At 46.9% G+C, this 11779-nt stretch carries 16 protein-coding genes; 14 read left to right on the top strand and 2 right to left on the bottom strand.

All coding sequences use genetic code 11. From position 1 onward, the window contains the following. Nucleotides 1-58: 58 nt before the first annotated feature. Nucleotides 59-529: an NADH-quinone oxidoreductase subunit NuoE family protein gene (locus AC0THY_RS14640; protein WP_489991342.1), complete on the bottom strand. Its 471-nt coding sequence runs from the start codon at nt 527-529 to the stop codon at nt 59-61. Nucleotides 530-768: 239 nt separating this feature from the next. Here AC0THY_RS14640 and AC0THY_RS14635 point away from each other — a divergent pair, with 239 nt between their 5' ends. From AC0THY_RS14635 to AC0THY_RS14590, 10 genes are all read left to right on the top strand, one after another. Then, complete coding sequence (locus tag AC0THY_RS14635) at nt 769-1311, top strand: DUF6323 family protein (protein WP_489991341.1); 543 nt, start codon at nt 769-771, stop codon at nt 1309-1311. Nucleotides 1312-1324: 13 nt separating this feature from the next. Beyond that, nucleotides 1325-2161, top strand: coding sequence for a DUF6179 domain-containing protein (locus AC0THY_RS14630; RefSeq protein ID WP_489991340.1), 837 nt, complete (start codon nt 1325-1327; stop codon nt 2159-2161). A gap of 101 nt (nt 2162-2262) precedes the next feature. Then, nucleotides 2263-2793 carry an RNA polymerase sigma factor gene (locus tag AC0THY_RS14625; RefSeq protein ID WP_489991339.1) on the top strand — a complete coding sequence of 177 codons (531 nt, stop codon included), beginning with the start codon at nt 2263-2265 and terminating at the stop codon, nt 2791-2793. Continuing rightward, the gene (locus AC0THY_RS14620) at nt 2783-4021 is read left to right on the top strand and encodes a hypothetical protein (RefSeq protein ID WP_489991338.1); all 1239 of its coding nucleotides are present in this window, start codon (nt 2783-2785) and stop codon (nt 4019-4021) included. Before AC0THY_RS14625 ends, AC0THY_RS14620 begins: the two co-directional genes overlap by 11 nt. A 193-nt stretch (nt 4022-4214) precedes the next feature. Further along, nucleotides 4215-4919: an AzlC family ABC transporter permease gene (locus AC0THY_RS14615; protein WP_489991337.1), complete on the top strand. Its 705-nt coding sequence runs from the start codon at nt 4215-4217 to the stop codon at nt 4917-4919. Continuing rightward, the gene (locus AC0THY_RS14610) at nt 4909-5214 is read left to right on the top strand and encodes an AzlD domain-containing protein (protein ID WP_489991336.1); all 306 of its coding nucleotides are present in this window, start codon (nt 4909-4911) and stop codon (nt 5212-5214) included. Before AC0THY_RS14615 ends, AC0THY_RS14610 begins: the two co-directional genes overlap by 11 nt. A gap of 43 nt (nt 5215-5257) precedes the next feature. Beyond that, nucleotides 5258-6052 carry an NYN domain-containing protein gene (locus AC0THY_RS14605; RefSeq protein ID WP_489991335.1) on the top strand — a complete coding sequence of 265 codons (795 nt, stop codon included), beginning with the start codon at nt 5258-5260 and terminating at the stop codon, nt 6050-6052. Nucleotides 6053-6085: 33 nt separating this feature from the next. Beyond that, nucleotides 6086-6781: a 3'-5' exonuclease gene (locus AC0THY_RS14600; protein WP_489991334.1), complete on the top strand. Its 696-nt coding sequence runs from the start codon at nt 6086-6088 to the stop codon at nt 6779-6781. A gap of 64 nt (nt 6782-6845) precedes the next feature. Then, the gene (locus tag AC0THY_RS14595) at nt 6846-7220 is read left to right on the top strand and encodes a DUF5655 domain-containing protein (protein WP_489991333.1); all 375 of its coding nucleotides are present in this window, start codon (nt 6846-6848) and stop codon (nt 7218-7220) included. Between the two features lie 90 nt (nt 7221-7310). Next, complete coding sequence (locus tag AC0THY_RS14590) at nt 7311-9398, top strand: EAL domain-containing protein (protein WP_489991332.1); 2088 nt, start codon at nt 7311-7313, stop codon at nt 9396-9398. On the opposite strand, the gene AC0THY_RS14585 is transcribed toward AC0THY_RS14590, so the two are convergent. Then, complete coding sequence (locus AC0THY_RS14585; protein ID WP_489991331.1) at nt 9388-9891, bottom strand: GNAT family N-acetyltransferase; 504 nt, start codon at nt 9889-9891, stop codon at nt 9388-9390. The two genes, AC0THY_RS14590 and AC0THY_RS14585, sit on opposite strands and share 11 nt — an antisense overlap. 208 nt (nt 9892-10099) lie before the next feature. On the opposite strand from AC0THY_RS14585, the gene AC0THY_RS14580 reads away from it, so the two are divergent. Genes AC0THY_RS14580 through AC0THY_RS14565 form a run of 4 tightly spaced genes read left to right on the top strand, consistent with a single transcriptional unit; the run spans nt 10100 to nt 11774 of the window. Then, a complete protein-coding gene (locus tag AC0THY_RS14580; protein ID WP_489991330.1) occupies nt 10100-10594 on the top strand; it encodes a helix-turn-helix domain-containing protein in 495 nt (164 codons plus the stop codon). 8 nt (nt 10595-10602) lie between these two features. After that, nucleotides 10603-10869 (top strand): hypothetical protein, encoded by a 267-nt coding sequence (locus AC0THY_RS14575; RefSeq protein ID WP_489991329.1) that lies wholly within the window; start codon nt 10603-10605, stop codon nt 10867-10869. Nucleotides 10870-10908: 39 nt separating this feature from the next. After that, nucleotides 10909-11460 (top strand): DUF2284 domain-containing protein, encoded by a 552-nt coding sequence (locus tag AC0THY_RS14570; RefSeq protein WP_489991328.1) that lies wholly within the window; start codon nt 10909-10911, stop codon nt 11458-11460. Nucleotides 11461-11498: 38 nt separating this feature from the next. Further along, on the top strand, nt 11499-11774 hold the full coding sequence (locus tag AC0THY_RS14565) for a YabP/YqfC family sporulation protein (protein ID WP_489991327.1): 276 nt from the start codon (nt 11499-11501) through the stop codon (nt 11772-11774). Nucleotides 11775-11779: the final 5 nt, after the last annotated feature.

Here is an 11779-nt window from a genome sequence, read left to right as displayed (position 1 = left end):
ATCTTTTTTTGTATAGGCTATCTGTAAGCTAAATGCCAAAGCTTTAATTTCAGGCAAATCAGGATTTGCCTGAAAACTTGCGGATAAGGGAGGGGACATCGGATGGAGTGATATCTGGATAGAGAACACCGTCGATTTTGACATTGGGTCCATGAGCACAGTTGTGCATACAGTACTCAGTTGTCAGGAGGAAGTTTCCATCCCTGGATACCTGCCCGGGCTTTGTCCTTAATATCTGCTGGAATTTTTTCAGTACCTCGCTCCCGCCCTGTGCCTTGCACCTGTCGGAGGTACACACCTTGATTTCGTGTTTAAAGGGTTTGGCATGCAGGTGGGGAAGTGTTTTGACAAGAGCCGCAATGTACCCTGCGTTTACTCCTGCGGTCTGAGCTGCTGTCTTTTGGATGGAAGCGGAAAGATATCCGGCCGCATCCTGCAGTTCCGTGAGCATTGCCATCACAAGCTCAGGCTGTTCTAAGGTTGTATCATTTTTGTAGCGGTTGAAGATTTCCTCCAGTTTTTCGTCCATGTTTAACCCCCTGCTTCGTATGTTTATGATAGTGTTTAGATGTTACAGTGTTTGATAATGATGATAAAAATATACCAGATCTGCCGAACAAAGACGGTATTTCAAATGAAAGAAGGAAAGTGGCAAAATCCACTTTCCTTTTCACTATTATATTACCACAAAATGCCCATTTTTACAAGACTTGCAAAACATATCTGTGGGCCATATAATGGGATGCTAAGACAAGGGAGGGGATTGCAATGAAGGAAAAAATGTATGAACTTTTATCCATGAGAAGGGAACAGGAAGAACTGTCCATATTGGAACCGCTGAACAGGAAGACGCAATCACAGTTCGGACTGGCCCTTACACAGGATGAGACAAAGGAACTGATTGTCAGCAGAAATGAAAGTTTGAAAAAATATCACAGGGTAGAGTTCGGAAGGGGGATTTTGGACAGGTTGATTTATACTTTCTGTGATTCCCAGTACATTAGCCAGGATAGCTATGGGGAGACACTCGTAGAACTTCTGGACATTTTTTATCAGTTTAAAAATGAGTCTGCAGACAGAGTGACGGATGATGAGCTGCTGGCATTTATGAAAGAGCAGTTTGAGACCGTCTGCTGCGGTGATACCGCTTACCTGGAAGAAACCTGCCTGGTTCGTTTTGCAAAAGCTGTCCGGGCGGGATATGAGGGGCACCATGCCAGTGCCGGGAGAGAAGAATACGAACAGTTCAGTGAAGAACAGCGCTGGGACAGCGATGTTTACCATGATGTGCTGAAAGAATTGTTTTGGTAGAGGAGGAGAATTGATGGAATATCAAATGGAAGAGCTACTGCCTCTTGTGACTGCACTGACGGAAAAATTTACTTCAAAGGAAAGCAGTTCTGTGACTTACGAGACGGCTCAGATGCTGATGGAAGCGGTTCTTTTTTGCATACAAGAATATGAGGAGGAGTCAGGGGAAAGCCTGCTGGCAAAAGGGCTGCTGGGGGCTGAGGAAGCTTACCGGCTGGGCTATGAGAGGGTTGTTCACAAAGTCATTCTTGCCAGAGAGGTCTATGACTCGATCATAGAGGATTTCCGGGATTACGGATGTGTAAATTACAGAAATACGATTATAGAAGGGATGCCCCGATTTTTTCTGCGCTATAATGCCAAGTTCTGTCCTCAGAATCATCTGCTGACACTGGATTACCCCACAGCCTCGCCTTGCCGCTACCAGTCCCTTAAGGGTATTGACTTGATCTGCCAATACCTTTGCGATATAAAAATAGAAAAGCAGCTCTTGGACTGCTTTTTGCCGGAGGTGGTGAGAGGCGTTTTGAAAAAAGAGCAGGAACACAACAAGACACGCTATATGGGCAATCTCTGTGAGCTAATGCTGCTGCATGCCATTGGATGCATGGTGTCTGGTCATAATCTGGGAGACCTGAATTTGGATAGGAGGGATCTTATGGAAATTGACCGCTTTTTCTCGGGAGGCGGGAAGAAAGAAATAGAGATAAAAATACATAGACTGGTGCAGATCATTTTAGAAAAAACTCAGATTTCGGACAGCCTCCAGCATTTTGAGGACCTGTGCAGCGGATTCGCTGTGCGTATTGAGTCAGCCAGGACCTATGGCTGTCTGGACAATTTATTTTAAAAAAATGAACCTTTTTTCATTCTACGACAATATATCATTGAAGGGCGGATAAGTTCCCTGAAATATGTGATGGTACCACGAATATTCCGGGAGGTAACAATGTGACACGACATGAATTATGTGAATTGATCGAACTTCATGGAAAGGATATATACAGCTTTTGCTGCCATTTGACTCAGAACCGCCATAATGCGGATGACTTATATCAGGACACGTTCCTGAGTGCGGCACAGAGACTGGCTGAGATTGATGTCTCCTGGAATCCAAAGAGCTATTTGATGGGACTGGCTGTGGGAATCTGGAGGAATCAGACCAGGAAGACAGCCCACCGGCAGGAAATTGCCCCCACTGTTTCCATCAGTCAGGAGAGGACATTAGATTTGGTGCAGGACGAGGGAGCCTCTGCGGAGGATTTGTTTCTGAGAGAGGAGACCTGCAGGCTTGTGAGAAGGGAGATTGCGTCACTGGATGAAAAGTACAGGCTGCCGGTCTATCTGTTTTATGCAGCCCAGATGTCAGTGGAACAGATTGCGGACATACTTCATCTTCCCAAGGGAACAGTCAAGAGCAGACTTCACAAGGCGAGAAAGCTGATAAAAAAGAAATTGGAGGATCATGGATATGAAGGATGAAAAAAGGATTCATGAGTTATTGAAGCACGCCCTTTCAGAAAAATGGGAACCCACAGAAGAACTTAACAAACGGATTCTAAAACAGATTGAGGAGGGGCAGAATATGCAGAAAAAGAATGGTTGTAGAAAAAGAAAGGTAGTTCCCGGACTGGCTTTGGCGGCAGTGCTGATCTTGCTTATGGGAGTGACCTGTTTTGCGGCAGTAAAGCTGTTAAGCTTAAAACAGGTGGTGGAAAAAATGGAAAATCCGGAAATAGAAAAAGCCTTTGAGAGCAAGGATGCGGTTAAGATTGACCAGACTGTGATAAAGAACGGGTATGAGATCACTTTGATGGGGATTGCAAGAGGAGAGCAGATTCAGAATTTTGACCGTGAAAACCCAGAAATACAGAGCAAAAGCACCTATGCGGTTGTAGCCATTGCTAAGGAGGACGGAACGCCCATGGACATGGAGGGGGAGAACGCATACGATGAATTGTTCTTTATATCTCCTCTGGTGAAGGGCCTGGAGCCCTGGCAATATAATATTGGTACTATGAACGGAAGTTACTGTGAAGATATCGTAGATGGCATTCGCTACCGCATCATACAGTGTGACGATATCGAAATTTTTGCAGACAGGGGAGTCTATCTCAGTGTGCTGGGCGGGGGATTTTACAACAGCGACGCTTACCATTTCGATGAGAAGAGCGGAGAAATCACTGCGAATAAGGAGTATAACGGAATCAACCTGCTCTTTGACCTTCCTTTAGATGCGGGCAAAGCAAATCCTGAAGAGGCCACGAGATACCTGAACGAGCTGGAAGAGCAGTGGAAGAGCGATACTGAGAGGAATAGAGCTGAAAATTCCGAGGATGCTCAGACATTGGACACAGACGGGATAGCTGCTGATATGAGTGCTGAGGAAGCTGCTAATACAATTAATGGCTGGAAAGAGGAGATTGACAGTCAGATTGAACAGGACTCGATTTCGGGCTTTTTGAAAGGAAAAGAGTTATTAGAAGAGTCCAGACAAGATGTGACAGTAGAGAACGGATTTTATTCTTACCAGTTTCAACTTGCCAGCGGAATGGGGGGGACTTATCAATTCGCAGAGAAGGATTTTGTAAATGGAATTGCTTTTACCATTCAAAGTGAGAAGGACGGAGAAGGAGAGGAAAGTGTATACCTCATTCTTGTACAAAAGAAGCAGGAAGGCGCAGAGGGTATGGTTTATCAGCTGCAGTAAATGAGTATATTCGCCAGGCGGCAGGGAAAGCCTACGCCTGGCGATATTTACGTTTCCGCCAAAAAGTATTGAATGGATTGTAAAATTCTGATATGATAAGTGAAGATTCTCCCACAACGATAGAGGGGGAGAGGTAGTCGTACTCTGTGAAATTACCGAGCGAGGAATGAAAAAACACCAGGGGGATTCGAGAATGAGAGAATGGCAGCGGGGAGTTCGGGACGGGCTTCCCATTTGTTTCGGATATTTTGCCGTATCCTTTGCCTTTGGCATTCAGGCCAGGAGCGCGGGGATGACGGCTTTTCAGGCAGTGTTGATGTCAGTGACCAATCTGACCTCAGCGGGACAGTTTGCATCCTTGGACACCATTGCAGCCTCAGCGTCCTATCTGGAGATGGCCTTTCTTCAGTTTGTGATCAATTTGAGATATTTTTTGATGTCCTGTTCCCTGTCCCAGAAGCTGTCAGCGGACACAAAGCCAGTTCACCGCTTTATTATGGCCTACGGTGTCACAGACGAGATTTTCGGGGTCAGCGCCTTTCGGCCGGGGAATCTAAGTCCCTGGTATTCCTACGGACTGATGACTGTGGCCGTTCCGGGATGGGGTCTGGGGACCCTTGTGGGAGTGATCTGCGGGAATGTACTGCCGGAAAGTGTGATAAATGCGCTGGGGATCGCCATATACGGAATGTTTATCGCAGTCATCCTTCCTGCGGCAAAGAGGGATAAGATCGTAGCAGGCGTGGTAGTCTGCGCTATGGGTTTGAGCTGTATCATGCGCTATGCGCCGGTTTTGAAAAACATATCTTCGGGAATGCAGATCATACTGATTGTACTGATTGTGGCAGGCGCAGCTGCATGGCTGTTTCCAAGGGAGGAAGAGAACTATGAAGGGTAATATCTATCTGTACATATTGGTGATGGCAGCGGTCACTTATGCGATCCGGGCTCTGCCGCTCACTCTGATCCGAAAGAAGATAAGCAGCCGGTATATACAGTCGTTCTTATACTATGTGCCTTTTGCAACCCTTGCAGCAATGACCTTTCCAGCGATCCTGTATGCAACAGGGAATGGAATCTCTGCAGTTTGCGGATTTGCAGCCGCAGTTTTTCTGGCTTACAAGGGAAAAGGGCTTCTGCCCGTGGCGGCAGGGGCCTGTGCGGCGGCGTTTTTGGTGCAGTTTTTGGTGTGAACAGGGAAGTATTTTTGAGAGAGAAACAATAAGGAGAAGAGAAATGGACAATGAGTTGAGATTTGCAATACTGATAGACGCAGACAATATATCGGATAAGTACATAAAAATCATATTAGATGAGACCGCAAACAGCGGGATCGCCACCTACAAACGGATTTACGGGGACTGGACCAGCCCGCAGCTGGCTTCCTGGAAAAATGTTCTGCTGGAAAACTCCATAATACCTATGCAGCAGTACAGCTACACTACAGGCAAGAACTCCACGGACTCGGCTATGATTATAGATGCAATGGATATACTGTATTCCGGTACGGTGGACGGTTATTGCATCGTATCCTCTGACAGTGATTTCACCCGTCTGGCTGCAAGGCTTCGGGAATCCGGTATGCAGGTGATTGGGATGGGTGAGAGCAAGACGCCCAAGCCTTTTATCTCCGCGTGCAATCAATTTAAGTATTTAGACCTGCTGTATTCCAACCAACAGGATGAGGAGAAGGAGGAGGCCCCTGAGAGGCGCCAGGAGACTAAGAGCAGTACAAGTGCAACGCAGTCAAAACAGAAAGACGGCACTCCAAAGGACAAGGAGCTGAGGCGCATTCGTTACACCATCAATTCTATTATTGACAAGTTCTCTGATGAGGAGGGATGGCTGTTTTCCGGAAAATTGGGGGACCAGCTTTCAAAGCGCCTTCCCGATTTTGACGTGAGAAATTATGGGTTTTCTAAATTGACTCCCTTTGTGAAGTCCCTGGGCAACTATGAGATTGAAAAGATATCCAATGGCACTGGTCAGAAGCAGATCTATATTCGGATGAAGAATCAAAAGGGCAAGTAAACCAAGATACCAAAGAGGAGGAAGGGATGAGAGATGCTGAAATCATACGTAGCCTTTGACGTTGAAACTACCGGTTTGGACCCAGTGGAAAATGAAGTGATTGAGATTGGTGCACTGAAAGTCCGCCAGGGAAAGGTCGTAGATCGGTTCATGGAGTTTATCAAGCCGAGCTGTCCGATTCCGCCCAAGATCACAGGGCTGACCGGCATATGCGATGCCATGGTTGCATCAGCACGCACCAGGGACCAGGTGATACCGGACTTCCTGGAGTTCTGCAGGGATGACGTGCTGATTGGACATAACATCCTCTTTGATTACGGATTTATCAAGATGGGCGCGGAAGCATTGGGGTATGCTTTTGTGAGAGACGGGATTGATACGCTGAAGATCGCCCGAGCGGTTCACAGGGACCTCCCATCCAGGAGTCTTGGTGAACTGTGTGACCACTACCAGATCGAAAATGCGGCAGCACACAGAGCCTATCACGATGCCTTGGCAACCGCAAAATTATACCAGACTATGGCACATTATTATGAGGAGACAGAACCTCTTGTATTCAGGCCTGCTCCCTTAGTATATGTGGGAAAACCGAGTCCAAAGGCCACGAAAAAACAGCTGGATCTGTTGATGCGTCTGACAAAGCAGAGGAAGCTGGCACAGGACTGGGACCCGGAGACACTGACGGTTGCAGAGGCCTCCAAAAGGATTGAACGTATATTGTCCAGATAGGGAACATGCACAATCAACCATATTTATATAATATGCGGAAAGAAACGAAGGAGGATTGCTGCCCATGAACGAAGAAGTCTTGCTCTTTTTTGATAAACACATGGATGCACTGCCTTTATATGAAGAGCTTGAGAACAGGATTGTAAAAGAAATAGAGGACGTGCGGATAAAAGTGCAGAAAAGCCAAATTTCATTTTACAATAAGCATCTGTTTGCCTGTGTCTCTTTTGCAAAAGTAAAGAAGAAGGAGTGTCCGGCAAGCTACATAGCTGTAACGTTTGGTTTAAGCCACAAGAAGGAATCGCCAAGGATCGCAATCGCAACAGAACCGTATCCGAATCGCTGGACGCATCACGTTTTAATTACAGATGCAGAAGAATTGGATGATGAACTGCTGTCATGGATTAAAGAGGCTGCTGCTTTTTCTGGTAGAAAATAAAAAGATGTATAAAGTTAGTTGAAAAAGTTTATGGCTGCGTTTAAAATAAAAGAGGAAACGATCCATACAGCGATCAGGAGACCCGATACCATGTATGCTAAGATTATGCGGTTTATATATAAAATTGAGCACAACTACATATTTGCATCTATCAGAAAGGGATTCATTCTTTTGATTCCTTTTCTTCTGATAGGTTCTTTTGCCCTGCTGCTGAAAAATTTTCCAGTGGCGGTGTTTCAGGAATTTATCAAAAACTGGGCCGGAGGGCTGCTGTTAACGATCCTGAACTTTGTGTTTGATTCCACAGTGGGGTTCATGTCCGCCTATCTTGTGATGAGCATCAGCTATTACTACTCCTCGAATATGAAAGAAAAAAGCCATTTTATTCAGGTGATGGCCATGGTAGTCTCCATGGTCTGTTTTGTTGCATGCTTTGGCGCAGCCAGCGGCTCCATGGAACTGGTAGATCTGGGGCCTGTGGGAGTGTTTACAGCCATGTTCTGCGCAATCGCGGCCACGAAGCTGTTTTACTACTTCTACAGATTGATCTCCAAAGAGTATCGTTTTCATTCGCCCGGTTCGGGTATGGATTATCGGAACTCACTCTCTGCAATCTATCCAGTGCTTTTTACCATTCTAATCTTTGTGGGAATGAACCTGTTGATACAGGCTGCTTGTCATGTTGACAATTTAAATGATCTGATTACCAATGCCATAGTGGGACTGTTTCATGATTTAAACGACGGCTTAGGCGTAGGTGTTTTATATTTGTTTGTGCTGAACTTTTTATGGATGTTCGGTATTCACGGGGGGAACGCTATGGAACAGGTTGCCCAGACTTATCTGGTTCCCAATGACGTGTCTGCGAATGTTGCTATATCCAAATCCTTTTTGGACAATTTTGCTCTGATCGGGGGCTGCGGAACTGCAATCTGTCTCCTCCTGGCCATACTCCTGTTTGCCAGGAGCCGGGACAGCAGGCAGCTTGCGCGCTCCGCGGGCCCTGCCGTCTTGTTTAACATCAATGAAATCCTGGTTTACGGTCTGCCGATCGTGCTAAATCCCATTATGATGATTCCCTTTATACTCACCCCCATCTGTTCTCTTCTGATTGCTTATGGGGCAACTGCGGTAGGGTTTCTGCCGGTAGCCCAGCAGGCAGTGACCTGGACCACGCCTGTCTTTTTCAGCGGTTATCTGGCCTCCGGATCCTACAGAGGCGTTCTGGTACAGGTGGTTGTGGTGGCGGTGGGGACTGCCATCTATGCGCCGTTTGTCTGTTTATCAGAAAGATTCCGGAAAAGCCAGGCCGAGATGCTTCTGCATGAGCTCACAGAGTATTTTAAAAGCCGGCAGGCGGAGGAAAAAACCGTACTTTTGCTGGATCGTCACGACAGCTTGGGAACCCTCGCAAGGAATATAACGGCTCAGTTGCGCGTTGATGTGGAGGAGGGACGGCTTCTTTTAGGTTATCAGCCACAAATACATGCAGATCAGGGGATTGTGGGGGCAGAGGCGCTTCTTCGCTGGAAATATATGGGAGAGATGGTATATCCGCCGCTGCTGGTGGCTTTGGCACAGGAGGATGGATTCTTCGATCAGCTCACAGAGTGTGTGGTGCAGCAGGCCATGAGTGTTTGCGGGGAGATACTGCGAGAGGGCAGAGAGTTTAATGTCTCAGTAAATATAACAGCAGAGCAGATGAACAATCCCAAGTTTGTTGAAAAAGTGATAAGATATGCAAAAAATGATCAGGTGGAGGGGCATTTTGGCCTGGAGATCACAGAGGAATCCTCTGTGGATAAGATGAAGAATATACCGGCGCACATTTCCAGGCTGAAGTCCCTGGGCATCAGAGCCTTGGTGGATGACTTCAGCATGGGAAGCACCAGCCTGAAATACCTCCAGCACAATAGCTTTTACGCAGTTAAGCTGGATGGCAGCCTGGTAAAGGGGGTAGTTGACAATCCCAGAAACCAGGAAATCATAGCCTCGATTGTAAAGCTGGGCAAGAGTCTGGACTTTGTGGTGATCGCTGAGTATGTGGAGACAGAGGAGATACGCGATACACTCAGATCGCTTGGGTGCTTTTTGTACCAGGGCTACCTGTACAGTCCGGCGGTTCCCTATGAAAAACTAACAGAGCTTCTGGGGCTTTCCACATCTCTTACAGAGTAAGCGAAAGCTCCATCACATAGTCATCCATCACATAGCCGTTCCCGATGTCAGCCACCTGTGTTTTCACTGTGTGAAAGCCCAGGTGGTTGTAAACAGCAAGGCTTTGATCGTTGTGGCGGTTACAGGTGAGCCAAATACAGCTTAAGCTTCTGCTTTGTGCCAGGGTCTTCAGGTAATTCAGAGCCTTTGTGCTGATATGGTTGCCGCGGAAGTCCTTCTTTACGTAAAGTTTGCTGAGAAACAGCTTACCGTCCTCCTGGTGAATTCCGGCATACCCTGCCAGCTCCTGATTCCAAAACAGCTGAAAATATTCGTAGCCCAGGGCAAGCTGTTCTTTCAAAGCCGCATAGGACTGAAACTTTTCTACCATGTAATTTACTTGCTCCTCACCGATGATTTTGGTAAAGTGTTCATGCCAGATAACCTCAGCCAGATTTGCAATTTCCAGGATCTGGCTGTCTGCTTTCACAGGTGTGACTTTAAATGGTTCCATAGTGTTCTCCTTTTGCATTGCATTGTTAACGTAAAATGTTCCCAGATATTATACACCGAAACCTCTCCAAAAGGCAAATTCAACTGTTGGTTGAGGGAACACTAACCCCGTGGTTGAATTTGAAGGAAGAAATACAACCGACAGACGCTTCAAGACAGAAAGCCGGAAGGGTACAATAGAGGTATCAAAAAGAAAAGGAGATTACAAAATGGAAATGACATTAGGAAAAAAGATGGCGGAACTCAGAAGAGTGAAAGGTATGACACAGGATGAGGTGGCGGAGGAGCTGGGGGTGTCGGCACAGGCAGTATCCAAATGGGAAAATGACGTCTCCTGCCCGGACATTATGCTTCTGCCACATATTTCGGAATTGTTTCAGGTGACCATTGATGAGTTGTTCTCCAAAGAGAGCAAAGCACTGGTGACGATTGTCCCTGAGGAGGAACGCAAGGATATAGACAAAATGATGCTCAAAGTGGTGGTTAACTCTAAAAAGGGAGACCGGGTGCGCGTCAATCTGCCCATTGCCCTGGTCAAGATCGCCTATGAGATTGGGATGCAGCTCCCAGAGGTGTCCGGGAACATGGCTCTGAAGGATCTGGATTTTGAGAAAATTATTGCACTGGTGGACAGAGGTGTCATTGGAAAGCTTGTTGAGGTGGAGAGCGCGGACGGTGACATCGTGGATGTGACGGTAGAGTAGGAGATTCTATGAAGATCTATATAAAAGAGCCAGGCCGGCCGGCGCTGCGCATACTGATACCGACCTCCTTCCTGACAGGTAAGATCGCGAGGATGATCCTGGGAGCTGTGATACGTCAGAAGTACAGTGAAGTTCCGGAGAAATGGGAGAACCTGAAGAATCTGGATTTGAAGCCGTTTGCCGTTGAAATCAAGAGGATCAGAAGGCAGTTTAAAGGCTTGTATCTGGTGGATATAGAGGATACCGGGGGAACAGTGCTAAAAATAAGATTGTAAAAGCAACGGTCTGAGTTTATCAAAGAAAGAAGGGGTGGGATGGAAGAGCAGCTCAGAGCTAAGATAGAAGAAATATTGACAGAGTTTCCTATTTTTCAGTATGGATTTCTTAAGACAGATCAAATTACATTTAAGGAGGAGGTGCGCTGCATCTGCCGCCAGGAATGTGAGCGTTACGGCACTTCCTGGTCCTGCCCCCCAGGGGTGGGGACTGTGGAGGAGTGCCGCCAAAAATGTCTCCGATACTCTCATGTGCTGGTGTTCACCACCTTGGCGGAGGTGGAGGACGCCGCTGACCTTCAGGAATCCCTGAAGACGAGAAAAGAGCATGAGGCAGTTACCCATGCGGTAATGGACCGGATGGCGCAGGCTGGGGAGGAACTCTTTGCACTCTCCTCAGACTCCTGCGCAATCTGTGAGACCTGTACGTACCCCAAAGCCCCCTGCCGCCATCCGGACAGAATGCTGCCCTGTATCGAGAGCCACGGAATTCTGGTGACCGGCGCTTCGGAGCTTTTGAAAATGGAATACTTTTACGACAGCCGGACCATTCAATGGTTCGGAATGATTTTTTTTCATAGAAAGGATTAGGCTTTCATATACTGTGTAATAAAAGGCGATGATAGTATATGAGTTCGAAAAAGAAATCACTTTACCACAAGCTTTCCGCAGCAGCCCAGATCCCGGAGGATTTGGCGGATGGAGCCGTACTGGTAACTATGACGGGGCAGGAGGAAGTGTGCGTAGAGAATTATAAGGGAATAATCGAATATACCAGCTCCCGGCTGATGCTGCAGACGAAAAATTGCAAGCTGGAAATACAGGGAAAGCACCTGTATATTTCCTACTACACAGGAGAAGAGATGAAAGTGACCGGGCACATCGAACAGATAAGCTATCTGTAGACGGA

It is taken from the genome of Ruminococcus sp. 8Y-12 (assembly GCF_058119865.1).
This window is presented reverse-complemented; position numbering and strand designations above follow the sequence as displayed.

Coding starts and splice junctions, on each gene's coding strand:
- AC0THY_RS14640 (WP_489991342.1), bottom strand. CDS start 529: ATGGACGAAAAACTGGAGGAAATCTTCAACCGCTACAAAAATGATACA.
- AC0THY_RS14635 (WP_489991341.1), top strand. CDS start 769: ATGAAGGAAAAAATGTATGAACTTTTATCCATGAGAAGGGAACAGGAA.
- AC0THY_RS14630 (WP_489991340.1), top strand. CDS start 1,325: ATGGAATATCAAATGGAAGAGCTACTGCCTCTTGTGACTGCACTGACG.
- AC0THY_RS14620 (WP_489991338.1), top strand. CDS start 2,783: ATGAAGGATGAAAAAAGGATTCATGAGTTATTGAAGCACGCCCTTTCA.
- AC0THY_RS14615 (WP_489991337.1), top strand. CDS start 4,215: ATGAGAGAATGGCAGCGGGGAGTTCGGGACGGGCTTCCCATTTGTTTC.
- AC0THY_RS14610 (WP_489991336.1), top strand. CDS start 4,909: ATGAAGGGTAATATCTATCTGTACATATTGGTGATGGCAGCGGTCACT.
- AC0THY_RS14605 (WP_489991335.1), top strand. CDS start 5,258: ATGGACAATGAGTTGAGATTTGCAATACTGATAGACGCAGACAATATA.
- AC0THY_RS14600 (WP_489991334.1), top strand. CDS start 6,086: ATGCTGAAATCATACGTAGCCTTTGACGTTGAAACTACCGGTTTGGAC.
- AC0THY_RS14595 (WP_489991333.1), top strand. CDS start 6,846: ATGAACGAAGAAGTCTTGCTCTTTTTTGATAAACACATGGATGCACTG.
- AC0THY_RS14590 (WP_489991332.1), top strand. CDS start 7,311: ATGTATGCTAAGATTATGCGGTTTATATATAAAATTGAGCACAACTAC.
- AC0THY_RS14585 (WP_489991331.1), bottom strand. CDS start 9,891: ATGGAACCATTTAAAGTCACACCTGTGAAAGCAGACAGCCAGATCCTG.
- AC0THY_RS14580 (WP_489991330.1), top strand. CDS start 10,100: ATGGAAATGACATTAGGAAAAAAGATGGCGGAACTCAGAAGAGTGAAA.
- AC0THY_RS14575 (WP_489991329.1), top strand. CDS start 10,603: ATGAAGATCTATATAAAAGAGCCAGGCCGGCCGGCGCTGCGCATACTG.
- AC0THY_RS14570 (WP_489991328.1), top strand. CDS start 10,909: ATGGAAGAGCAGCTCAGAGCTAAGATAGAAGAAATATTGACAGAGTTT.
- AC0THY_RS14565 (WP_489991327.1), top strand. CDS start 11,499: ATGAGTTCGAAAAAGAAATCACTTTACCACAAGCTTTCCGCAGCAGCC.